Genomic DNA, 23,765 nt, shown 5'->3' on the forward strand with positions numbered 1-23,765 from the left:
GGCCTATTGATGAAACGAACGATCGTTATCGGCGCCGGCTTCGGCGGCCTGGCGCTGGCCATCCGGCTGCAAGCGGCAGGTATCCCGACGCGGCTGCTGGAGAGCCGCGACAAGCCCGGCGGGCGCGCCTACGTCTACGAGGACGATGGCTTCATCTTCGACGCCGGACCCACGGTGATCACCGACCCGAGCGCGCTGGAGGCGCTGTTCACCGTCGCCGGCAAACGGCTGGCGGACTACGTCGAGCTGATGCCGGTCACCCCCTTCTACCGGCTTTGCTGGGAGAACGGCGTGGTCTTCGACTACGTCAACGATCAGGCGGCGCTGGAAGCCCAGATCGACAAGCTCAACCCGGCGGACGTGGCGGGCTATCGACGCTTTCTCGCGTATTCCAAGGAAGTCTTCGAAGAAGGTTATCTCAAGCTCGGCGCCAAACCCTTCCTGTCGTTTCGCGACATGCTCAAGGCGGCGCCGCAGCTGACCCGGCTCAAGGCGTGGCGCAGCGTCTACAGCATGGTGTCGAGCTTCGTCGAGGACGAGCACCTGCGTCAGGCGTTCTCGTTCCACTCGCTACTGGTGGGCGGCAACCCGTTCTCGACCTCGTCCATCTACACCCTGATCCACGCACTGGAGCGCGAGTGGGGCGTCTGGTTCCCCCGCGGCGGCACCGGCGCGCTGGTGGACGGCCTGGTCAAGCTCTTCACCGATATCGGCGGCGTGATCGAACTGAACGCCCCGGTCGAGCGCCTGGAGACCGAGGGCGATCGCATCACCGGGGTGACGCTCGGCGACGGTCGGCAAATCGAAGCCCGCGCGGTCGCCTCCAACGCCGACGTGGTGCATACCTACGCCAAGCTGCTCGGCCATCACCCTCGCGGGCAGAAGGCGAGCGCGAGCCTCAAGCGCAAGCGCATGAGCAACTCGCTGTTCGTGCTCTACTTCGGGCTCGATCACAACCACACCCAGCTCGCCCACCACACCGTCTGCTTCGGTGCGCGCTATCGCGAGCTGATCGACGAGATCTTCAACAAGGATGCGCTGGCGGAGGACTTCTCGCTCTATCTCCACGCGCCCTGCGTCACCGATCCCTCGCTCGCCCCGCCGGGCTGCGGCGCCTACTACGTGCTGGCCCCGGTACCGCACCTGGGCACGGCGGACCTCGACTGGGCGGTCGAGGGGCCGCGACTCCGCGAGCGCATCTTCGACTACCTGGAAGCGCACTACATGCCGGGGCTGCGCAGCCAGCTGGTGACCCACCGTCACATCACGCCGTTCGATTTTCGCGACACGCTCAACGCCTATCAGGGCTCGGCGTTCTCGGTGGAGCCGATCCTCACCCAGAGCGCCTGGTTCCGACCGCACAATCGCGATAGCCAGATCGACAATCTCTATCTGGTGGGGGCCGGCACCCATCCCGGCGCGGGGATCCCCGGCGTAATCGGCTCTGCCCAGGCCACGGCCGGGCTGATGATCGAGGACCTCGGGCAACGAGAGACGCCGGCATGAGCGAGGCGCTGCTCGACCACGCCACCCAGACCATGGCGGTGGGCTCGAAGAGCTTCGCTACCGCCGCCAAGCTCTTCGACCCCGCTACGCGGCGCAGCGCACTGATGCTCTACGCCTGGTGCCGTCACTGCGACGACGTGATCGACGGCCAGATGCTCGGCTTCGCAGCGGACGTGCCCGGCGATGACACGCCCGAGCCCTGGCGCGGCGACACGCCGGCGACGCGACTCGAGCGGCTACGCGAATCGACCCGGCTCGCCTATGCCGACGAGCCCATGACCGAGCCGGCCTTCGCCGCCTTCCAGGAGGTCGCCCGCACCCACGAGATTCCGCCGTCGCAGGCCTTCGACCATCTCGAGGGCTACGCCATGGACGTGCGCGAGGAGACCTACCCCCACCTGCCGGATACGCTGCGCTACTGCTATCACGTGGCAGGCGTCGTGGGGCTGATGATGGCGCGGGTAATGGGCGTGCGTGACGAGGCGGTGCTGGATCGCGCCTGCGATCTGGGGCTCGCCTTTCAGCTCACCAATATCGCCCGGGACATTCTCGACGATGCGCGCCTCGGCCGCTGCTATCTGCCGCTGGCGTGGCTCGCGGAGTTCGAGGTCCCGCTCGACGAGCTCGCCGAGGCGCGCCACCGTCCAGCGTTGGCGGCAATGGCCAAGCGGCTGGTGGCGGTCGCCGAGCCCTACTATGACTCGGCGAGAGAGGGGCTGCCGGCACTGCCGCTGCGCTCGGCGTGGGCGATCGCCACGGCGCGAGGTGTCTATCGACGGATCGGCGTGAAGGTCTCACGCGTTGGTGAGGACGCGCTGGAGCAGCGTCAGGGCACGAGCAAGGCGGAGAAGATCGGGCTCTTGATGCAGGGCGCGGGCGTGGCGCTCAGCGCCCGCGGGCGTCGACCGGGCCGACGTCGTGACGATCTGTGGCAGCGTCCGCGCTAGTCGACGGCGACTGGCGGCGGCGCAGCTCCTCGCGCAGTTTGTCCGTCGGCGGCGCGTAGAGAAAACCGAAGGAGAGCCCGCGCTCCTTCGTCTTCACCGCATGGTGGAGACGGTGAGCGAGGTAGAGCCGCTTGAGATAGCCGCGCCGCGGGATATAGCGAAACGGCCAGCGCTTGTGCACCAGGCCATCGTGAACGACGAAATAGAGCAGCCCGTAGGCGGTCATGCCGGCGCCGATCCACTGCAGCGGCCAGGCGCCGCCGGTACCCAGCGCGATCAGCACGATGGCAATGGCGGCGAAGACCACGGCGTAGAGATCGTTCAGCTCGAAGCGTTTCTGGTGCGGCTCGTGGTGCGAGCGGTGCCAGCGCCAGCCGAAGCCGTGCATGACGTAGCGATGGATCAGCGCCGCGGCGACTTCCATGCCCGCCACGGTGGCGATCAGAATCAGAGTGTTCAGCAGCATGGCGCGCTCCGGGTGAGCCTGGGTATCGTCCAGCTTAAAGCATATGCGGGCCGTTGCCATCGCCCGCGGCGCGTGGACGTAGCGCCGCGTAGAGTAGAGCAGAGAGGGCGTGGCTTTCATTGCAGCCCGAACTATAGTGAGGCCAAGCGAGCGCATCGTCGAGTGCTGCCCGCTTTGATCCCCGTTTTTCGAGGAGACGCCCGTGTCGTCATCGCCACCCGTCGCTCAGCGTCACCGAACCCGGCGCCGCCATCCCGGTCCGGTCCGCCTCTGGCACTGGCTGAATCTCTGGTTCCTGGTCGTCATGCTGATGAGCGGCCTGCAGATCTTCAACGCTCACCCGGCGCTCTACTGGGGCAGCGCCTCGAACTTCGACGCGCCCTGGCTCGAGATGTACGCCATTCGCGACAGCGAGGGCGACATCCGTGGCCAGACAGCGTTGGGGCCGTGGACGTTCGACACGACCGGCGTGCTCGGCTATTCGACGGCGGGCGAGCGGGAGACCGTGCGCGGTTTCCCCGACTGGTCGACGCTGCCGAGCTATCAGTTCCTCACCATGGGCCGGCTATGGCACTTCTTCTTCGCCTGGCTCTTCGCCGGCGCCGGCGCGCTGTTCGTGCTCTACGCCCTCTTCAGCGGCCACCTGAAACGCGATCTGTGGCTCAGCGGGCGCGAGTGGCGCGGCCTGGGTCGCGACCTGCGCGACCACCTGCGCTTTCGCTTTCACGCCCGCTCGGGCTACAACGGTCTGCAGAAGCTGAGCTATCTGGGCGTGCTGCTGGTGGCGCTGCCGCTGATGGTCGTCACCGGGCTCTGTATGTCGCCGACCTTCAACGCCGCCGCGCCGTGGCTGCTCGATCTCTTCGGCGGTCGCCAGAGCGCGCGCTCGATCCACTTTCTCGTCGCCACCGCCCTGGTGCTCTTCTTCGTGGTGCATATCGCCATGGTGCTGCTGAGCGGCCCGTGGCGTCAGGTTCGCGACATGATCACCGGCGGCCGGCGCGAGACGTCGGCCCCCGCTCAGCGGAGGCCCGACGATGAAAGGGCGTAGCGACGACAGCGTGGCGTATCCGACGCGGCGACGTTTTCTCAAGCGCGCGGCCCTCGGCGCGGCGACGCTGGGGCTCACCGGCTGTGACCGACTCTCCCAGAACGAGAGCGTCGTCGACACGCTGGACCTGGCCGAAAAGCTCAACCTGCGGGTGCAGCGGTTTCTGGCCGGCGCGCGCGGGCTGGCGCCGGAGTACCCGGCGTCGATGATCGACGCCACCTTTAGGCCCAACGGCTCTACCGATCCGCAGGCGTCGCGCTATCGCGAGCTGGCCGCGAACGACTTCGTCGACTGGCGACTCACCGTCGATGGGCTGGTGGAGACGCCGCTGTCGCTGTCGCTCGCCGAGCTTCGCGCGCTGCCGGCGAGAACCCAGATCACGCGTCACGACTGCGTCGAGGGCTGGAGCGCCATCGGCCAGTGGCGCGGGCCGGTGCTCGCCGATCTGCTCGACCGCGCCGGCGTGCGCGACGAGGCCCGCTACGTGGTCTTTCACTGCATGGATCAACTCGGCGGCGAGGATTTCTACTACGAAAGCCTGGATCTCGTCGAGGCGCGTCACCCGCAGACGATTCTCGCCTACTCGCTCAACGACGAGACGCTGCCCATCGCCAACGGCGCGCCGCTGCGCCTGCGCGCCGAGCGTCAGCTCGGTTACAAGATGGCCAAGTACCTCTCGGGCATCACACTGGTCACCGACTTCGATGACATTGGCGGCGGCAAGGGCGGATACTGGGAGGATCGGGGCTATACCTGGTACGCGGGCATCTGACCGACCGTTCGGCGGGCGCTCGATCGGTCGTTGCGATAGACTCCTCTCCTCCGCACCCAGCTCGATTTTCCATTGAATGTCGGGCTTTACGTTAACAGGAGACCTGTCATGTCACGCTCGTTCCGCCTCTCTCGCCCCCTTCGGTGCAGCGCACTTTTCCTCGTCGTCAGCTGCCTCGCCGCAGGAATCGCTCAGGCGAGAGCCAGCGACACCTCCAAGGGCCTGCGAGGCACCATTACCGAGGTGACCGATAGCGGCATGCAAGTCGAATCTCTTACCGACGGGCGTACCCGCCGCGTCATTTTCAATGACGACACCCTCTTTTTTGGCGCTTCCGAGGCCAGCCTGGATGCGATCGAAGACGGCGCCTACGTCAATACCGTCGCCCATAGCGCCAAGGATGACGAGCCCCAGACCGCCTCCGCAATGATCGTGTTTTCCGACGCGATCACCGAGAAGCCCTTTGGCTATTACGTCTGGGAGACCCCGCGCAGCGCGATGAGCGAGAGCGATGCCGGTGCTGACGGCGACACGCAGTGGACCATGACCAGCGGTACGGCCCTTCATCCGACTCGCGACGGCGGGACGCTGACCGTGACCGTCGACTATCAGGACGGCAGCAATAAGCTTCGCGTGCCCGATGACGTCACGACGGTCGAGATGAGCCCGGCCACACGCGCCGCGCTGAAACCTGGGGCCGCGGTCTTCGTCGGCGGCGACCTCCGTGAAGAGCCGATGACCGCCATGGGCACGTTCGTCAGCCTGGATGGCACCCCGCCGCCGATGTGACGACGAGCCGTTTGGAACCGCGCCAATACGTAGGCGGTCGATGGAGTCACGGCGAGGACAGTCAGATGAGTCCGATCTCGACCTTGGTCTCCCGGACGCTGGCTTGACTTCTCGCTGTGATGAACTGGACTCAGAGAGCTGCCCGATCTCTCAGTAGACTTCGGGGCTCACGTTCACAGGAGTTCACCATGCCACGATTCATGCCTCTGTCCCGCCAATTCCAGCGTACGGCTCTGGCGCTGGCCATCGGCTGCCTCACCGCCGGCATCGCCCAGGCACAGACCGACGACACGCCGCAGAATCTGCGCGGCACGATCACTGACGTCAGCGACGGCGGCTTCAGCGTCGAGTCCACCACCGACGGCAGTACCCACCGCGTCAGCTACGACGACGACACGCGTCTTGCCGGCGTCTCCGAGAGCAGCCTCGACGAGATCGAAGAGGGCACTTTCATCGGCACCGCCAACCGCCCCGGCGAGAACGGCGAAGCCTCGACCGCGCTGGAGATGGTGATCTTCCCCGACTCCATGCGCGGTACCGGCGAAGGCGACTACCCCTGGGATACGCCGCGTGGCGCGACGATCAACGAAGATAGCGGCAGCGATGACGCCGGCGGCGAAAAGCTCGGCGGTAGCGGCTCGGGCTCGACCATGACCAACGGCACCGTGACCTCGACCGGCGGCGATAGCGATACGAGCAGTGAGAAGCTCGGCGGCAGCAGCAGCGGATCGACCATGACCAACGGCACCGTCGACAGCGCCGAGAGCGAAGGCGACATGATGACGCTAACGGTGGACTACGGCGACGGCAGCAAGGAGATCCAGGTGCCGAGCGACGTGCCCACGGTCAAGGTGAGCCAGGCCACGGCAGACGATCTGGAAACCGGGGCGGCGGTCTTCGTCGCCGGCGACATGGCGCAGGACCCGATCCCCGCCAAGGTCGTCATCGTCGGTCTCGACGGCACCGTTCCGCCGATGTAACGACGTTTGCCGGCCGCCACGGCCGGCGCTCGACGGAAGCTCGACGCCGCCGGCATTCCCGGCGGCGTCATTCGTCGTAACGGTTGCGCAGGCGGCGATTCTGCCGATAACGGCGCAGTAGCGCGATCGTGGCGGCCGCGACCAGCATCAGCGCCAACGTCACGCCCTGCCAGGGACGCGCGGCGTCACCCAGCCAGGTCTCCAGTCCGATGATGCCAATGAACCCGACTGCCTGACTGGCTATCGCCGCCCGTCGTAGCGGATCGCTATGTGCTTTCGCCATGCCCCTCGCCCTCTCCCGATCGAGCGGGCAGTGTAGCGTCGAACGCCTACGCCTTCGAACCGAGGCGACGGCGCTTAAGGCAAACTTCGCTTTACGCTAGAATGCCCCGCCCAAGCGTCCCCGCAGCGACAACATCACCGAGGCACCATGAGCGACTATTTCCCCGGCCAGCGCTGGATCAGCGACGGCGAGACCGAGCTGGGACTAGGCACCATTCTCAGCGCCGACGCCCGCAGCGTGACCGTGCTCTTCACCGCCAGCCAGGAGACTCGTATCTACAGCGTGCGCGATGCGCCGCTGACCCGCGTGGTCTTCGCCGAGGGTGATCGCATCCTCTCCGCCGACGGCGTCGAACTCACGGTGGAGTCCACCGAGATCCAGGCGGGCTGCGTGATCTATCGCGGGCGGCGCGACGACGGCGAGACGACCTCGCTGAGCGAAGCCAAGCTCTCCGACAGCATGCGCTTTCACCAGGCGCAGGATCGGCTGCTCACCGGTCAGGTGGATCGCAACGACTGGTTCGAGCTGCGTTACCGCTCGCTGCACCATCATCAGCGCACCGCCAGAAGCCCGGCGCTCGGTCTCGCCGGGCCGCGCATCGACCTGCTGCCCCACCAGCTCTATATCGCCGACGAGGTGTCGCGGCGCCACGCCCCGCGGGTGCTGCTCGCCGACGAGGTCGGCCTCGGCAAGACCATCGAAGCGGGCCTGATCCTGCACCGACTGCTGCTCACCGGTCGCGCCAGCCGGGCGCTGATCCTGGTCCCCGCGAGTCTCACTCACCAATGGCTGATCGAGCTGCTGCGGCGCTTCTCACTGTCGGTGACGCTGCTCGACGAGACCCAGAGCGAGGCATGGGGCGACGACAATCCGTTCGACAGCGGCCAGTGCATTCTCGCAAGCCAGGAGTGGCTGTTCGCCAATCCGCGCCGTCAGAGCCAGGCCGAAGCCTGCCAGTGGGATCTGATGATCGTCGACGAAGCGCACCATCTCGACTGGTCCCCCGAGGGCGAAGGGCCCGGCTATGCCTGTGTCGAGCGGCTATCGCGGCTCGCCAAGGGCTTGCTGCTGCTCACCGCCACGCCGGAGCAGATGGGGCTGGAGAGCCATTTCGCCCGCCTGCGCCTGCTCGACCCCGACCGCTATCAGGATCTCGAACGCTTTCGCGAAGAGGAGGCGGGCTACACCGCCGTCGCCGAGGCGGTGGACGCACTGGAGAGGCTGCCGGGCGCCGAAGACGCAGGCGCCAGGGTCGCCGCGGTAATCGACGACGGCGACTCCCGCGCCCTGCTCGAGACGCTGGTGGATGCCGAGAGTGACGAGGCGCAGCGCGAAAGCGCTCGACGTCAGCTGCGCGACCAGCTGCTGGATCGCCACGGCACCGGCCGCGTGATGTTCCGCAACAGCCGTCGCCACGTCGGCGGTTTTCCCGAGCGCCACCTGCACGCTTCGACGCTCGCGCCGCCAGAGGCGTATGAGGAGCAGTTCGCCTCGCTGGCGCTGGAGGACGAAGCACTGCTCGGCGTGCTCGCCACGCAAGGCTTGAACAGCCGCGAGGCACGTCTCTACCCGGAGGCGGCCTACCGCGCGAGCGTCGACGCTGACCGGCAGCGGGAGACGCCCTGGTGGCGCATCGACTCGCGGGTCGACTGGTTGATCGAACAGCTCGAGACGCGCACCGGCGACAAGCTATTGGTGATCGCTCACTTTCGCCAGACGGCGCTGGATTTGGCCGAGGCGCTGCGGGTTCGCGCCGGCATTCATGCCCCGGTATTTCACGAGGGGATGAACCTGGTCGAGCGCGACCGCGCCGCCGCCGCCTTCGCCGACGACGAGGGCGGCACCCAGCTGCTGATCTGCTCGGAGATCGGCTCCGAGGGGCGCAATTTCCAGTTCTGTCATCATCTGGTGATGTTCGATCTGCCCTGGCACCCGGATCTGCTCGAGCAGCGCATCGGGCGTCTGGACCGAATCGGTCAGCTCCATCCCATCGACATTCACGTGCCGGTGATCGAGGAGAGTCCGACGGCGGCGCTGCTGCGCTGGTACCGCGACGGTCTGGACGCCTTCGACGCGCCGCACGCGGCCGGCGGCGACGTGCTGGCGGCGTTCGGCGACGCGCTGCTGGAGAGCCTCGACGACGCCGCCGGCCTCGACGACCTGATCGATGAGACCCGCACTTTCAACGACGCTCGACTCGCCGAGCGCGACGCCGGTCGCAACCGGCTGCTGGAGTGGAACGCCTGTCGCCACGAGCGCGCCGACGCCGTCGTCCGGGAGGTGGTCGAACAGGACAACGATCCCGCCCTGCCCCGCTACGTGGATCAGGCGCTGGATATCTTCGGCGTCGAGAGCCGCGAACTCGGCAACGGTCTGACGCATCTCGCGCCGGGCTCGCACATGCTCGACAGCCTCCCGGGCCTCAATCAGGGCGACGAGGGCTTCACTGCCACCTACTCGCGGGCGCGGGCGCTGGCAAGGGACGACGTGCAGCGCCTGTCGTGGGAGCACCCGCTGGTGTCGGCGATCCTCGAACGCGTGCTGGAGTCGAGCCTCGGCAACACGGCGCTGGCCCTGCTCAAGCATCCGAGCATTCCCGGCGGACGGCTGATGGTGGAGCTGGTCTACAGAACCCACTGCCCGGCGCCCAAGGCGCTGCAGCTGTCGCGCTTTCTGCCGGACACCGGCATTCGGGTGCTGCTCGACGAGAGCGGCGCCAATCTCTCCGACAAGGTCGGGTTCAGCGGGCTGTCGCGCAACCTGCAGCGGGTGAAAAAGGGCGTGGCTCGGGAGCTGCTGAAATCGCGTCACGACCAGCTGAGAGGACTGCTTCGCAGCGGCGAGCAGGAGGCGATGCGTGAACTGCCGACGCTGGTCGAGCAGGCCCAGCAGCGCATGCGTGACACGCTCGACGTGGAGCTTGCGCGGCTGGAAGCGCTGTCGCGGCACAACGACGTGGTGCGAGAGGACGAGCTCACCGCGCTGCGTGAAGAGCGCCAGGCGCTCGACAACGTCATCGAGAGCGCGTCACTGCGTCTGGACGCGGTCCGCGTGATCGTGACGGTGGACAACGAACAGCGCTAGCGTGGTCGCACCACGCCACTTGCCGTCACTTGTCGAAAATCGCCGCGAGCGCATCGTCCAGGGTGGGGTAGCGGAAGTCGAAACCGGCATCTTCCAGGCGCTTGGGGCGCATGCAGGCGCCGGTCAGCAGCAGCCGTGACATCTCCCCCAGCGCGGCCTTGAGCAGCGGTGCCGGCACGAAGAATGGCGTCGGCCGATGCAGGTGACGCCCCAGGGCGCGAGTGAACCCGGCATTGGTCACGGGATTGGGGGCGCCTGCGTTGAAGGCGCCTTCAAGATCGTCACGGGTGAGGAGAAACTCGATGATGCGGACGAGGTCCTCGCGGTGGATCCACGGCATGTACTGGCGGCCGTTACCGATCTTGCCGCCCACGCCCAGCTTGAAGGCGGGCGTCATCTTGGCAAGGGTGCCGCCGCCTTCGTCGAGGACCAGTCCAATCCGCAGGCAGGCGACACGGGTACCGAACGCTTCGGCCTTGTGCGCCTCGTGCTCCCACATGTCACAGAGCCGGTGCGCGAACTCGTCGTGAGGCGGCGTCTGCTCGGTGACCTCGCGGTCGCCCTGATCGCCGTAGTACCCCATCGCCGAACCGGAGACGAGCACGCCGGGGGCTTCCCCGGTCGCGGCCAGTTGCTCGCAGAGCGAGACGACGTCTCGGGTGGCATGGCGACGCGACTCGATCAGCCGCGCCTTCTGGGAGTCGCTCCAGCGCCGATCCGCAATCGGTTCGCCGGCGAGGTTGACGATCGCGTCGGGCTTTTCATCGACGAAGGCGGCGGCACTTTCGCGAACGCTGACGCTACTGCCCAGTCTCTTGCCGGCGCTGGCGGGATCGCGGGATACCACCATGACTTGGTGACCGTCGGCGAGGGCGCGTTCGACCAGTCGACTGCCGACGAAGCCGGTTCCCCCCGTGATGAGTAAGCGCATGATTCATACCCTCGGTTATACGCACATTGTACAATGTGAAACAACATAGCAGGTGCGGCTGATAGCGTCGTGGAACGGCGACATACGCTGGCGGTTTCGAGGCGTCAGTCGCGCGCATCCTGAAGCTGAGAACGCCATGTCCCACCTTGTCGGGAAGCTGTTCGCCGTGGCGTCGGCGATCTCGCCCCAAGTCACGTCTCGCCGCGACGCGATGCCGAAAGATCGGCACGGCCGGCTTCGATGAAAGGCGGTGCGCTCGACCGGCAACCGCATCGACGAGCTACCGACCCACGTCATCGATTACCGCGGGATCGAGCCTCGCGACGTCAGGCTGTAGCTGCGGAATTCGGGCGGCCAGCCCCGCTGCCGTCCATGCGCCGTTGGCGGCACCGTGGCCCGAATCGGCAGTCGATCATCGGCAGGCATCGGGGAATGGCACGCCGAATCAAACCTCGTATTACATACGAGTTGTACAGATATATTGAAATGTACAACCTTATCGGCCATCCTTGCGGTATGGAAAGTCGACACCGGCAATCGAGGCCGACACCTATCATGCCCGCGATCTCGCCTCGATCGAAAAGTGACGGCCGTTCAATTGCAGGGCAGAATCGATATTTTGACTCAATATTTCGCCCTCATGACCGTTATCCGGATGAAGACACTGTTCCACTCCTTTAAACCACCGATTCCACGAGTCGGCGCACGCATAGACCTCGCAGGAGGACTTGCATGACTCAGAACGCTATGGATTCCACTGCCGCTCCGCTCTATCCCATTCGCGAAGTTTCTCGCCTTACGGGCGTCAATTCCGTCACCCTACGCGCCTGGGAACGCCGCTACGGACTGATTCGTCCCCAGCGAACGCCCAAGGGCCATCGCCTCTATGCGCGTGACGATATCGAGCGTGTCGAGCGTATTCTTCAGTGGCTCAACCGCGGCGTTCCTGTCAGTCAGGTACGCGAGCTGCTCGATCAGCCGGAGAGCGTGGAGACACCGGCGCCTCAGATGGGCGACTGGGTGAGCCAGCGTCAGCATCTCATTCATGCCGTCGACACACTGGATCTGGGCCGACTCGAGACGCTTTTCAACCAGAGTCTTGCGCTTTACCCGGTAGGGCTCTGCGTCACCGAGCTATGGCAGCCGACCATCGAGCAGCTGGAAGAGCGCTGGGGAGATCAGTTCGGGGCGTCGCTACAGCGCCGGATGCTGGAAACCTTCCTGCGTACTCGGATCGGCACCCGGATCTATCACGCCAATCAGCTCAGCAATGCCGAAGAGATTCTGGTCGCCAAGCTGCCGGAAGATCCCAGTGGGTTCTGGGCGCTGTTGACCGGGCTGGCCGCCTCGGGAGCGGGCTACCGCGTCCAATTGATCGACGGCGAACTCCCCTTCAGCGAATTTCCAATGGCGGTCGACCGTCTCGGCGTCAAGGCGCTGCTGCTCGCCAGCGGTCAGGCGGAGCGCGGCGACGTCATCCGCCGGCAGCTGCCGCGACTGGCCGAACAGGCTGGCGTTCCGGTGTGTCTCGCAGGCCCGGTGGCCCGAATCCGCGCCAGCGACTTCGAGAATACCGACGTCGACGTGCTCGGTGAGGACATGAACCAGGCGCTGAGCCGTTTGCGCTCGCTGATCGACAAGAACGCTCGCTGAGCGAATCGTCGACCCGCTGCTGGACCCTTTCGCTGACTTGCCGTCAGCCTGCCCCGCGATCATGGATGGTCAGGGGCATTTGTCGTTAATGGCTACAAGGATGTGCGCATGTCCCAGCTTCAACTCGTCTGGTTTCGCAACGATCTGCGAACGCTCGACAACACCGCACTCACCGCTGCCGCCCAGAAAGGCCCCGTCGTCGGGGTCTTTCTCGCGACGCGGCGTCAATGGCGCGATCACGGTCACGGTGCCGGAAAGATAACGTTCATTCACCAGGGCGTCAGCGAACTCGCCAAGGCGCTGGATGCACTGAACATCCCGCTACTCTATCGGGATATCGACGATTTCGACGCGGCGCCGAAGGCGCTGATCGATATCGCCCAGGAGCACGACGTCCACACGCTGCACTTCAACCGTGAGTACGTTCTCAACGAGCGGCGACGCGATGAAGCGGTCACGGAACGTTTCCAGCAGGCCGGCATCGCCGTTCACGACTATACCGATCTGATCGCATTCGAACCGGGCGACCTGCTGACCGGCAAGGACGAGTACTACAAGGTGTTCACGCCGTTCTCCAAGGCCTGGCATCAGAACGTGACCGCCGAGCAGTTGCTGCTCAGAGAGACGCCGAACCGGCAGCAGAAACCTGACGTGAAAGGCGATGAAATTCCCTCGCTGCCCAAGAAGGATCGGTCATCGGTCGTCGATGGCGAATACTGGCCTGCCGGCGAGGAAGCGGCCGCCGACCGTCTGGAGCGGTTCCTGCAGGAGCGTGGCAAGCGTTACGAAGAGAATCGCAACTACCCGGCGATTGCCGGCACCAGCGAACTCTCGGCCTATCTCTCGACGGGCATGATCTCCTTTCGTCAGTGCTGCCAGGCGGTCATGGCGAACAACGGCGGTCACCTGGCGGATGGCGATGCGGGATTGACGAGCTGGATCAACGAACTGGTATGGCGTGAGTTCTATCAGCATATCGCCTTCGGATTTCCCCGCGTCGTCGTCGGACGCCCGTTCCAGCTCGAGACCGAGAACCTGAAGTGGCACCAGAACGACGAAGCCTTCGATGCCTGGTGTCAGGGAAAGACCGGCTACCCACTGGTCGACGCCGCAATGCGACAGCTGGTCGCGACGGGCTGGATGCACAACCGCCTGCGGATGGTGACGGCGATGTTCCTGTCCAAGCATCTGCTGATCGACTGGCGGCGGGGTGAATCGTTCTTTCTCGACCATCTGGTCGACGGTGATTTCGCCTCCAACAATGGCGGGTGGCAGTGGGCCGCCTCGACCGGAACCGATGCCTCGCCTTACTTTCGTATCTTCAACCCCACCACCCAGTCACAGCGCTTCGACGCGGACGGCGAGTTCATTGCGACATGGGCGCCGGAACTCGCCGATCTACCCGCCAAGTCGCGTCACAAGCCGAGCGACGACGAGCGGCGTGCGACCGGCTACCCGGAAGCGATCGTCGATCACAAGCGGGCCCGCGAGCGAGCGCTCGAGGCGTTCAAGAATCTCGCCTGACGGATCGTCGATGAAAAGTCGGCGCCTTGCGCCCGGCTGGCGCAATGACCGCGAGGAACGAGGCGCCGACGTGACGGGCAGAGGCGGCATCAGGCGCTGACATGCGTGGCACGCTTGAGCAACCGCGCTTCGACGCTGGCCACGGGTTGCGGCCGCGCATAGAGATAGCCCTGCACATGGCGACAGCCGCGGGCCAGCAGAAAGTCACGCTGCTCCGTCGTTTCGACTCCCTCGGCGATCACATCGAGATTCAGGCCCTGCGCCATCGCGAGGACCGCCGAAGTGATGGCGGCATCGGCATGATCGTGGGGAAGCGCGCGAATGAACTCGCGATCGAGCTTCAGCTTGTCCACCGGCAGGCGCTTGAGATAGGCCATCGACGAGTAGCCGGTTCCAAAGTCGTCGATGGCGATCTGAAGCCCCTCACGTCGCAGTGATTCGAGTCGCGGCGAAACGTCCCCGGCGCGCTCGTCGAGCAGTACCGACTCGGTCAGTTCGAGGCCGAGCAGCGTCGCCGGCACTCGATACTGATTGAGCGTCGCCAGCAGACGTGACTCCAGGTCGCCCTGGATCAGCTGCAGCGCCGAGATATTGACCCAGACCGGCAGCATCGTGATACCGAGCGCGCGCCATGTGGCGATCTGCGCGATGACGCGATCGAGTACCCAGTTACCGAGCGCTGGCATCAGACCGTGACGCTCTGCCAGTGCGATGAACTCGTTCGGCGGGACCTGACCGTAATCCGGATGCTGCCATCGCAGCAGCGCCTCCATGCCCACCAGCTCGCCGTCGTCGAGACGGTGCTGGGTCTGATAGTGAACCTCGAGCTGGGTATCGTTGACGATGGCTTGATGCAGCTCGTTGGACATCGTCAGCTGGCGGTCGTCGTCGACTTCCAGTGACGGCCGAAAGCGCCGGTCGTGATTGCGCCCGTGGCGCTTGGCGCTGTAGAGCGCCGACTCCAGACGCTGAAAGAGCACGCCGGCATCACTGCCGTCTTCAGGGGCGCGGCAGCTACCGATGGTGAGCCCCAGACGCAGCGCATTGCCCTCGATCTCGAACGGCTCGCTCAGATGCTGACGAAGACTCGCCACCCACTGCTCATGGTCTTCGAAGGTGGTGGTTCGAATGACCATGAACTCGTCGCCACCGAGCCGACCGACGATACCGCCGGCGACCTGCGCGGCGAGACGCTGACCGAACCGCGCCAACAGGCGATCGCCGCAGTCCACGCCCAGACCGTCGTTGATCGACTTGAAACCGTCGATGTCGATCAGCGCGAGATCGAGCCCCTCCCCGGCACGCAGGTGACGCAGCCGTGAGGCCAGCAGATCGTGCAGGCGCCGACGGTTGGGCAGCCCCGTCAGCGGGTCTTCGAAGCCGATACGTCGCAGATCCTGCTCTCGTGCCTTGTGCCGACTGATGTCGCTGAAAAGACCGATGTAGTGTGTGGCCCGCCCTCTCCGGTCATAGCACGCCCTGACGCGCAGCCACTCGGGATACTGATCGCCGTGCTTGCGCTGATTCCAGACCTCGCCCTCCCAGCGGCCGGTGGCCCTCAGCGTCTGCCAGTAGCGATCGTAGAAACTGCGATCGTGACGCCCCGAAGAGAGCGAGGCGGGATTGAGTCCCGCGACATCATCGAGCGTATAGCCGGTGATCTGGGTAAAGGCAGGATTGACGACATCGATGCGGTTGGCGGCGTTGGTGATCATGAGCCCGTCCTGCGAGAGCTCGAGCGCCTGCTCTGCCAGCCGTCGTCGACCGTGCTCGGCGCGGATATGACGCCACAGGTCGATCCAGGCGACAGCCACCACGGCCAGGGCCGCAAATCTCAGCGCCAGCAATGGCAGAATCACCGCTGCGATGAGCGCGGCGAGACCGAGCCACGCAAGCGGGCGGTTCAGCGAAAACGAAGGCCACATAGGGTGTTGGTCACCGTCTCTTGTATCGTCTATCGTCTGTTGCGAGATCGCGTGAGGCGGATGCTCGAACGAATCGACATCTGTTCCCTTATTCAGCGCATCATGCCCCGGGCCCATCGAGCGGGGCAAGTTCGGCGCGGGTGTCGAGCGGGCATCTCGCCACGGGGTGGCGTGCATTCACTGCGCTCAGCCAGTAGACTGGCCGCGCCTTGCAGACCACGGGCACACTCTCTTCGATTCTCGGAACGATCTAGTGACCAGACAGCACTCTTTCAGCCACGACGATCTGCTGAAATGCAGCCGGGGCGAACTGTTCGGCCCCGGTAACGCCCAATTGCCGGCACCCAACATGCTGATGCTCGATCGCATCACGCGGATCAACGAGGACGGGGGCAAGTACCAGAAAGGCGAAATCGTCGCCGAACTGGATATCCATCCCGACCTCTGGTTCTTCCAATGCCATTTCCCCGGCGATCCGGTGATGCCGGGCTGCCTCGGCCTCGATGCCATGTGGCAGCTGGTGGGCTTTCACCTGGGCTGGCTCGGTAACCCCGGCCGCGGTCGAGCGCTCGGGTGCGGCGAGGTCAAGTTCTCCGGGCAGATCCTGCCGAACGCCGGCCAGGTTTCCTACCATATCGAGATCAAGCGCGTGATCACGCGTCGACTGGTTCTGGGTATCGCCGATGGTACGCTGTCGGTGGATGGCCAGGACATCTATCAGGCCAAAGACCTGCGGGTCGGCCTGTTCACCAATACAGAGAATTTCTGAGCGGGAGGCTTCCATGAAACGAGTGGTAGTCACCGGCCTGGGCGTCGTCTCCTGCCTAGGCAATGACGCCCAGCAGGTGCTCGACTCACTGCGTCAGGGGCGCTCCGGCATACGCTTCAAGCCGGAGTACGCCGAGCTCGGTTTTCGTAGCCACGTGGCGGGGAGCGTCGATATCGATATCGACGCACTGGTCGATCGCAAACAGCTGCGCTTCATGGGCGACGCGGCGGCCTACGCCTATATCGCCATGCAGCAGGCGATCGAGGACTCGGGGCTTTCAGCCGACGAGGTCTCCAACCCCCGCACCGGCCTGATTGCCGGCTCCGGCGGTGCGTCCAGCGCCAACCAGGTCGAAGCGGCCGACATCATGCGTGAGAAAGGGCTGCGACGCGTCGGGCCCTATCGTGTCACCCGAACCATGGGCAGCACGGTATCGGCCTGTCTGGCAACGCCGTTCAAGATACAGGGGGTCAACTACTCGATCTCCTCGGCCTGTGCCACCTCGGCGCACTGCATCGGCACCGCCGTCGAGCAGATTCAGCTCGGCAAGCAGGACGTTGTCTTCGCCGGCGGCGGCGAGGAGGAGCACTGGACGCTGTCGTGTCTGTTCGACGCCATGGGCGCGCTGAGCACGCACTACAACGACACGCCCGAGAAAGCTTCGCGTCCCTACGACGTCGATCGTGACGGCTTCATCATCGCCGGCGGCGGCGGCATGCTGGTGATCGAGGAGCTCGAGCACGCCAAGGCGCGCGGTGCCAAGATCTACGCCGAGATCACAGGCTACGGCGCGACCTCCGACGGCCACGACATGGTGGCACCGTCCGGCGAAGGGGCGGCACGCTGCATGCGTCAGGCGCTCGCCGGGCTCGAGGGCAAGGTCGATTACGTCAACACCCACGGCACCTCGACGCCAGTGGGCGACGTTGCCGAGCTCAAGGCGATCCGCGAGATATTCGGCGATACCACGCCGGCGATGAGCTCCACCAAATCACTCACCGGCCACTCGCTGGGCGCGACAGGGGTGCAGGAGGCGATCTACTCGCTGCTGATGATGGAGCACCGCTTCCTCTGCGCTTCTGCCAACATCGACAATCTCGACGAACAGGCGAACGGTTTCGACATCGTTCGCACCCGGCGAGACGATGTGGAGGTCAAGCGCGTGCTCTCCAACAGCTTCGGCTTCGGCGGCACCAACGCCTGTCTGGTGCTCGACCGCTACGACGGCTGACGCCTTCGGCGAAATCCGGTCAACCGACGTACACGAAAGGCGCCCCGCGGGGCGCCTTTTGCATGTAATGGGCTGGAAGCGTTGCGCCGGGTATCGTGTCGGCGGCGACTGGTTCGACCACTCGCCGGCCCGCCCCGGCGTCTCGACGTCCCTCTAGGAGGGCAGCCCTGCCGCCGGCGCCTTCTCCGGCTGCGGCGGCCGCGGCACTTCGGAGATCTCGGCGAGCGTCTGCTCGATCCAGCGCTCGACCTCTTCGAGAATCGCCTCCGGCTTGCGCCCCACCGTTTCGATCGGCTCACCGACGACGACGTTGAGCGTCCCCGGCTGCTTGATCCAGTGCCGTCCCCAGTGCTCGCCGGCGTTGTGCGCGACCGGCAGCACCGGCACGCCGGCGCGGCAGGCGATGACGATGCCGCTCTTGTTGTAGCGACGCCGCTCTCCGGGGGCCACCCGCGTGCCCTCCGGGAAGATCAGCACCGACAGCCCCTCCTCGAGACGCAGTTTGCCGTGCGTGAGCACCTGGCGCATGGCGTTGGACGGGCGCGAACGGTCCAGCGGAATCGGCTTGAGCAGGCGAACCCCCCAGCCGAACAGGGGAATGCTCAAGAGCTCTTTTTTGAGCACCGTGCAGATCGGTGTCTTGAGCAGCTGCAGAAAGACCGTTTCCCACTCGCTCTGATGATTGGAGAGCACCACGCAGGGGCCGCCGGGGACGTTACCGCGTCCCTGGATGCGATAACGAATGGCGCAGGTGATCGACAGCCACTTCATGATGAAGCGGTTGTGGCAGTTGAACAGCTTGAAGCGCGCACGCAGCGGCAGCATCAGCCCGAGCGGCAGCATCAGCAGGCCGGAGACGAAAATCGCCAGGAAGTAGCCGGCGTAGAACAAAAGAGTACGAATCGCTTTCATGCGTCGGCCGCTGCCTCGTTGCTGCCGGATGGATGGTCACTGGCGACGGCGAGATCGCGACGCGACCATTCGTCGAGCATCAGATCGAGCTCCGCTCGCCAGGATTTCTGGTGCACGCCGAAGACCTCGAGCAGGCGACGGCAGTCGAGCACGCGACGTAGTGGAATGTCGTGGTGCTGGTTGAGCGCGTGAAGTTCGCCCAGCCGACAGGCCCTGCCCGCGCCTTCGATACGCGTCGCGAGCTGAGTGCGCACCACCGATGCGAAGGTATAGACGCTCACCGGCTCGACGCCGGCGAGATGGTAGGTTCCCCAGCCGCCGGCGCCACTGTCGAGCTGCAGCAGCATGCCGATGAGTGCCCTGGCTACCGCCGCCACCGAAGTCGGACAGAGAATGACGTCCTGCGCCGCGCGCACACTGTCTCCCCTGACCAGCGTATCGATCAGCGGCCCCAGCCAGGCATCGCTTCCCGTCAGCGCGAACAGAGGGCCCACACGCAACACGATGTGCTGAGGGTGGCGACGGCACCGCTCGCCGGTCTGGACCAGTCGACGCAGCGTTTCGTCTCTTGGCGCAGGCATCGCGGTTTCATCGATCGCCCCTTCGGCACCGTCCTCGAACGGCGCATCCGACACGCACCAGACCAGCGGAATCTGGCGCTGTCGGCACTCGCTCGCCAGCGCTTCGACCTGGTCACAGTGGGCGTACACTTCAGCGGGCTCGCGCCGCTGCGGATCCTCCAGCGGCGGCACGATGACCGCTTTGGGCGCGCGAGAGAAAACGGCCTCGAGGTCCAGCGTGGTGGAGCCCGAGGGCGCCACGCACTCGAAGTTGATGTCGCTGCGCGTGGCGGCGAGTCGCGTCAACGCCAGGCTCAGGCAGTGATCGGATCGTGTCAGGACACAGTTCACATCGCCTCTCCGCTGCACTTCATCGTCAATCACTCTCCTTGCGTGATGGCCCTCGCCTCATCGAATTGACCATCCGTCGTTCGACGCCAACGCCTTGCGCCCTGCCGCGCTCGCCCATGAATCGGAACCGTCGACGAGGGTTACCCACGGGAACGGCGCAGCTATGATGAAAACGTCGATCTCATGTACCACGTATCGAAAAGGGAACGTTTCATGTCAAAGGATGCTCTGTCCACGAACGCCATGTCTGACGCGGCGAGCGTCGTCTGGGAAGTGGGGGCAACGCTCGGCGAGGGGCCGATCTGGTCGTCGGCACTCGCCGCACTGCTGTTCGTCGACATTCGCAAAGCCCAGCTCCACACCTGGCGCCCCCACGACGATCATCGTCAGAGCTGGACGCTCGACGAGGCCTGCTGCTGGGTACTGCCACGAGCCGGCGGCGGCTACGTCGCCGGGCTCACGACTGGCATCGTCGAACTGACGCTCGACGAGCACGGCCCGCGCCCCGGCAAACGCCTCACGCCGATCGAGTGGCTACCCGACGGCGATCGACTCAACGATGCCGGCAGCGACGATCGAGGCCGGCTCTGGTTCGGCTCCATGGACAACGACGAGGTCCATTCGAAGGGCTATCTCTATCGCCTCGATGGCCGCGGCGTGGTCGAAATGGACAGCGAGTATCACGTCACCAACGGTCCGGCCTTCTCCCCCGACGGGGGCACACTTTACCATAACGACAGTGCTCGCCAGGTCGTGCTCGCCTTCGATCTCGACGCCGACGGCAATCTGTCGAACCGGCGCGAACACATTCGCTTCGGCGCCGACGAGGGCTACCCCGACGGCATGACCTGCGACCGCGACGGCGGCCTCTGGGTCGCGCTATGGGACGGCGGCCGCGTGGCGCGCTTTCACCCCGATGGCCGGCTCGACCGGGAAGTGACGCTGCCGGTTTCGCGGCCGACCTCCTGCACTTTCGGCGGCGACGCCCTGGACCGGCTGTTCGTGACCTCGGCGGCGACCGGCTGCGACGACGAGCCGCTCGCCGGCGCGCTGTTCGAGATCGCCACGCCCGTCGGCGGTTTCGCCGCAAGCGAGGTCGAGCTGCCGACGGGCAATGCCACCTGACGCGAAAGACCGCCCCGCCCCGGCACCGGCTGCGTCACCCGCGATGCGGCTCGGCGAGTACGCGACGATAGAAGCCGGCACAGACGGCGACGAACACCGCCAGCCCGAGCCACTGGGCGATGCCAGCAAAGTCGTCACCGACGACGGCCAGCGGTGCCGGGGCACCGCTGAGCCCGATCACGCCCGCCAGCAGCACGCCCACCAGACTCTCGCCGACGATCAGGCCCGACGCGAGCAGCACCCCGCGGCGTCGGGGGCGGTCCGCCTCGGTCTCGACGTCACGGTGGCGCTGCCGCGCGCGACGGCGTAGGCGCCGATCCACGGCCCAGCCTAGGATCGCCCCGATCACCAGCGGCATGATGATGCTCGGCGGCAGATAGATACCGATACCCACCGCCAGCGTCGGCAGCCGCGCGCTGCCGCCGCGCCTGGCCAGTAGCGCGTCGATGGCGATCATGACCGCGCCCAGCGCCAGACCGATGGCGATCATCGTCCACTCGAGATCGTGGGAGAAGACCCCGCGCACGATCGCCGTCATCAAGGAGGCCTGCGGCGCGCCGAGCGCCTGGCTCGGGTCCATGCCCTCTCGCGGCATCGCCCCGGCGAAGCCATAGGCGTTATAGAGCAGCGAGAGTACCGGCGGAATCACCAGCGCGCCCACCAGGCAGCCGATGATCAGCGCCACCTGCTGGCGCCACGGCGTGGCGCCCACCAGATAGCCGGTCTTGAGATCCTGCAGATTGTCATTGGAGATCGCCGCCACGGCGAGTATCACCGAGGTGACGAACAGCGCCAGCGCCGTCGGCAGCTGCCGTGCCACGGCCGGGTCGAGCGCGTCCAGCGAGTCGCTGATCGCGGTGAAACCCAACAGCATCAGCGACACCAGAATGATACCGACAATGCCGATGCCGGAGATCGGGCTGCTCGAGGAGCCCACTAGTCCCGCCATGTAACCGCAGGCCGCAGCGATCAGAAAGCCGAATACGCCGGCGAAGAGCACGCTACCGAGGGTGAGTGTCCAGAAAGCCCCCGCGGCGAGCGACGGCGCCGCCCCGTGAAGAAAGACGCCGAAGACCACTGCCAGCAGGATCAGCAGCACCCCGGTCAGCGCAAGAATGACGCCGGCGGGGAGATCGCGCTCGGTGCGAGCCTGCTCCCGAAAGCGCCCCTGATCGCCACGCATTGCGCCGAAGGAGGTGCGGATGCCCACCACCATCGGCTTGAACAGCGTCGCCAGCGTCCATACCGCGGCGATACCGATGGTGCCGGCACCGATGAAGCGCACCTTGTCGGCCCACAGCGTCATGCCCGCGCCGCTGAGTGTCTGCCCGGCTTCCACGGGCGTGATGCTGGTCAGCCAGGGCACCGCGACACCCCAGGCGATCAGCGTCCCGATCAGCATCGCGACACCGCCGACGATACCTACCAGATAGCCCGCCCCGAGCAGGGCCAGCGAGAAACCGGTGGAGAACTGGAAGGCCGCGCGACCGGCAGAGACCCAGACGCTGACGCTCTCCCCGAGCAGGCGCAGGCCGCCGCCGGCGAACGAGAACAGCGCCGCCACGCCGGCGCCGAGGGCGATCTCTTTCGCCCCCGGCTCGGCCGCGTCATTCGAACGTGACGCGATAGCGTCGCTGTCTCCTCCCGAGTTGCCCGTAGCGCGACTGCCGACGTCGAGTATCTCGGCGGCAGCGATACCCTCCGGATAGGGCAGATCGCTCTGTACCACCATCACCCGGCGCAGCGGGATGGTGTAGAGCACCCCCAGAATGCCGCCGATGGCGCAGATGGCCGTCGTCTGCCAGAACGGAAAGCCCTGCCAGTAGCCGATCATCAAGAGCCCCGGCAGCACGAAAATGATCGCCGAGAGCGTTCCCGCGGCGGATGCCTGGGTCTGCACCATGTTGTTCTCGAGCTTGTTGGCGCCCTTCACGCGGCGCAGTACCGCCATCGAGATCACCGCAGCGGGAATCGCCGAGGCAAAGGTGAGCCCGACCTTGAGCCCGAGATAGACGTTGGAAGCGGTGAACAGCAGCGTGATGAGCGCACCGAGGACGACGCCGCGCAGCGTCAGCTCCGGCAGGCGCGCTTCATCGGGAATAGGTGTCGACATGCAGGTTTTCTCTTACATACCGCAGGCATGCTGCGGCAATACGGCTGGATCCGCGCGCGGGCGACAGACGCGGACGGTGGACGAACGCCTTCCACCCCCTCGATGACGATCAGTCAATGAGCAGGGGAATCGTTAGATGACTATCGGCGCGCCATTCTAGGCAGTGTGGCGCAAGGCGTCGAGTCGCCGACGGCGAGGCAGGTGCCGTTGAGCAGGCGCTATCGAGCGAGCACCGTGGAGTCAGGCGGGGGGCGAGGGAGAAGCGCGACGGGTGACGGCGACGATCTCCCCCCGTTCGTCGTGCTCGACCACGAGCGTTCGCTGACGCTGTAAACCCGCGATCTGTTCGACGTCGATGCCGAACGACTGGGCCAGACGCTCCGGCGTGACGGCATCCGCCGGACGGCGCCGGTCGACGTGCCGAAAGCGCCGGTAGTTGTAGAAGGCCCAGACCAGTAGCGCCACACCTGCCAATCCAATGGTGATGGCATAGATCGTCAGCGAGGCCCAGCTGCGCCCGGCGTTGTCGATCACGTAGGTCTGAAAGCGCTCGACGCCGAAGAACCATCCGCCAAGCGTGGCCAGCGGCATGAACAGGTAGAGCCAGATCATCCAGCCCAGCCCGGTGAACAGTGCCGTCACGCTACGCTGACGCCGCGTCTGTAGATCCGGGCGATGGATGATGTCGGGCAGCTTGTCGCGAAGTTTCGACGATGAATCCGACATGACGACGATCTCTCTCGATGAAGAACCGGCCTGCAGGGCAAGGCCGGAAAGGCGCGATGAACGAATC

At 65.7% G+C, this 23,765-nt stretch carries 20 protein-coding genes; 12 read left to right on the forward strand and 8 right to left on the reverse strand.

The features are described 5' to 3' along the window. The first annotated feature begins 9 nt into the window (after positions 1-9). Positions 10-1,506, forward strand: a complete 1,497-nt coding sequence (locus tag DOM33_RS11550; RefSeq protein ID WP_110669154.1) for a phytoene desaturase — start codon at positions 10-12, stop codon at positions 1,504-1,506. Beyond that, positions 1,503-2,453: a 15-cis-phytoene synthase CrtB gene (crtB, locus tag DOM33_RS11555; RefSeq protein ID WP_110669156.1), complete on the forward strand. Its 951-nt coding sequence runs from the start codon at positions 1,503-1,505 to the stop codon at positions 2,451-2,453. Before DOM33_RS11550 ends, crtB begins: the two co-directional genes overlap by 4 nt. Here the strand turns inward: crtB and DOM33_RS11560 are convergent. Then, positions 2,392-2,919: a sterol desaturase family protein gene (locus DOM33_RS11560; protein ID WP_110669259.1), complete on the reverse strand. Its 528-nt coding sequence runs from the start codon at positions 2,917-2,919 to the stop codon at positions 2,392-2,394. The two genes, crtB and DOM33_RS11560, sit on opposite strands and share 62 nt — an antisense overlap. A gap of 202 nt (positions 2,920-3,121) precedes the next feature. Between DOM33_RS11560 and DOM33_RS11565 the strand changes: the two genes are divergently transcribed. The 4 genes from DOM33_RS11565 to DOM33_RS11580 all read left to right on the forward strand — a co-directional run bounded on the left by DOM33_RS11565 (position 3,122) and on the right by DOM33_RS11580 (position 6,511). Continuing rightward, the gene (locus tag DOM33_RS11565; protein WP_110669158.1) at positions 3,122-3,970 is read left to right on the forward strand and encodes a cytochrome b/b6 domain-containing protein; all 849 of its coding nucleotides are present in this window, start codon (positions 3,122-3,124) and stop codon (positions 3,968-3,970) included. Further along, entirely contained in the window at positions 3,957-4,742 is a 786-nt protein-coding gene (locus tag DOM33_RS11570; protein WP_110669160.1) for a molybdopterin-binding protein, read from the forward strand. Before DOM33_RS11565 ends, DOM33_RS11570 begins: the two co-directional genes overlap by 14 nt. A gap of 108 nt (positions 4,743-4,850) precedes the next feature. Then, a complete protein-coding gene (locus DOM33_RS11575) occupies positions 4,851-5,531 on the forward strand; it encodes a hypothetical protein (protein WP_110669161.1) in 681 nt (226 codons plus the stop codon). A 188-nt stretch (positions 5,532-5,719) separates the two neighbouring features. Next, a complete protein-coding gene (locus DOM33_RS11580; protein WP_204352674.1) occupies positions 5,720-6,511 on the forward strand; it encodes a hypothetical protein in 792 nt (263 codons plus the stop codon). A gap of 67 nt (positions 6,512-6,578) precedes the next feature. On the opposite strand, the gene DOM33_RS11585 is transcribed toward DOM33_RS11580, so the two are convergent. Continuing rightward, positions 6,579-6,794 (reverse strand): hypothetical protein, encoded by a 216-nt coding sequence (locus DOM33_RS11585; protein WP_110669163.1) that lies wholly within the window; start codon positions 6,792-6,794, stop codon positions 6,579-6,581. A 147-nt stretch (positions 6,795-6,941) separates the two neighbouring features. On the opposite strand from DOM33_RS11585, the gene rapA reads away from it, so the two are divergent. Continuing rightward, positions 6,942-9,878: an RNA polymerase-associated protein RapA gene (gene rapA, locus DOM33_RS11590; RefSeq protein ID WP_110669165.1), complete on the forward strand. Its 2,937-nt coding sequence runs from the start codon at positions 6,942-6,944 to the stop codon at positions 9,876-9,878. 25 nt (positions 9,879-9,903) lie between these two features. On the opposite strand, the gene DOM33_RS11595 is transcribed toward rapA, so the two are convergent. Beyond that, positions 9,904-10,809, reverse strand: a complete 906-nt coding sequence (locus tag DOM33_RS11595) for a TIGR01777 family oxidoreductase (RefSeq protein WP_110669166.1) — start codon at positions 10,807-10,809, stop codon at positions 9,904-9,906. A 732-nt stretch (positions 10,810-11,541) separates the two neighbouring features. Here DOM33_RS11595 and DOM33_RS11600 point away from each other — a divergent pair. After that, positions 11,542-12,462 carry a MerR family transcriptional regulator gene (locus tag DOM33_RS11600; RefSeq protein ID WP_110669168.1) on the forward strand — a complete coding sequence of 307 codons (921 nt, stop codon included), beginning with the start codon at positions 11,542-11,544 and terminating at the stop codon, positions 12,460-12,462. Between the two features lie 108 nt (positions 12,463-12,570). Further along, complete coding sequence (phrB, locus tag DOM33_RS11605) at positions 12,571-13,986, forward strand: deoxyribodipyrimidine photo-lyase (protein WP_110669169.1); 1,416 nt, start codon at positions 12,571-12,573, stop codon at positions 13,984-13,986. Positions 13,987-14,075: 89 nt separating this feature from the next. On the opposite strand, the gene DOM33_RS11610 is transcribed toward phrB, so the two are convergent. Further along, on the reverse strand, positions 14,076-15,911 hold the full coding sequence (locus DOM33_RS11610) for a putative bifunctional diguanylate cyclase/phosphodiesterase (RefSeq protein ID WP_110669171.1): 1,836 nt from the start codon (positions 15,909-15,911) through the stop codon (positions 14,076-14,078). A 253-nt stretch (positions 15,912-16,164) separates the two neighbouring features. Between DOM33_RS11610 and fabA the strand changes: the two genes are divergently transcribed. Both fabA and fabB read left to right on the forward strand, forming a co-directional pair. Continuing rightward, a complete protein-coding gene (fabA, locus tag DOM33_RS11615; RefSeq protein ID WP_110669173.1) occupies positions 16,165-16,680 on the forward strand; it encodes a 3-hydroxyacyl-[acyl-carrier-protein] dehydratase FabA in 516 nt (171 codons plus the stop codon). 13 nt (positions 16,681-16,693) lie between these two features. Next, a complete protein-coding gene (gene fabB / locus DOM33_RS11620) occupies positions 16,694-17,911 on the forward strand; it encodes a beta-ketoacyl-ACP synthase I (protein WP_110669175.1) in 1,218 nt (405 codons plus the stop codon). Positions 17,912-18,064: 153 nt separating this feature from the next. On the opposite strand, the gene DOM33_RS11625 is transcribed toward fabB, so the two are convergent. Beyond that, positions 18,065-18,823 (reverse strand): lysophospholipid acyltransferase family protein, encoded by a 759-nt coding sequence (locus DOM33_RS11625; protein ID WP_110669177.1) that lies wholly within the window; start codon positions 18,821-18,823, stop codon positions 18,065-18,067. Beyond that, positions 18,820-19,734: a sugar nucleotide-binding protein gene (locus DOM33_RS11630; RefSeq protein ID WP_110669178.1), complete on the reverse strand. Its 915-nt coding sequence runs from the start codon at positions 19,732-19,734 to the stop codon at positions 18,820-18,822. The genes DOM33_RS11625 and DOM33_RS11630 overlap by 4 nt, the downstream gene beginning before the upstream one ends. Positions 19,735-19,947: 213 nt before the next feature. Here DOM33_RS11630 and DOM33_RS11635 point away from each other — a divergent pair, with 213 nt between their 5' ends. Continuing rightward, the gene (locus tag DOM33_RS11635; RefSeq protein WP_239495350.1) at positions 19,948-20,859 is read left to right on the forward strand and encodes an SMP-30/gluconolactonase/LRE family protein; all 912 of its coding nucleotides are present in this window, start codon (positions 19,948-19,950) and stop codon (positions 20,857-20,859) included. Positions 20,860-20,893: 34 nt separating this feature from the next. Here DOM33_RS11635 and DOM33_RS11640 read toward each other — a convergent pair whose 3' ends face one another. Together DOM33_RS11640 and pgaD are read right to left on the reverse strand one after the other, a co-directional pair. Further along, a complete protein-coding gene (locus tag DOM33_RS11640) occupies positions 20,894-22,972 on the reverse strand; it encodes an OPT family oligopeptide transporter (protein WP_110669181.1) in 2,079 nt (692 codons plus the stop codon). A 240-nt stretch (positions 22,973-23,212) separates the two neighbouring features. After that, positions 23,213-23,698 carry a poly-beta-1,6-N-acetyl-D-glucosamine biosynthesis protein PgaD gene (pgaD, locus tag DOM33_RS11645; protein ID WP_110669183.1) on the reverse strand — a complete coding sequence of 162 codons (486 nt, stop codon included), beginning with the start codon at positions 23,696-23,698 and terminating at the stop codon, positions 23,213-23,215. Positions 23,699-23,765 lie beyond the last annotated feature (67 nt).

It is taken from the genome of Salinicola halophilus (assembly GCF_003206155.1).
GTDB classification, from domain to species: domain Bacteria; phylum Pseudomonadota; class Gammaproteobacteria; order Pseudomonadales; family Halomonadaceae; genus Salinicola; species Salinicola halophilus.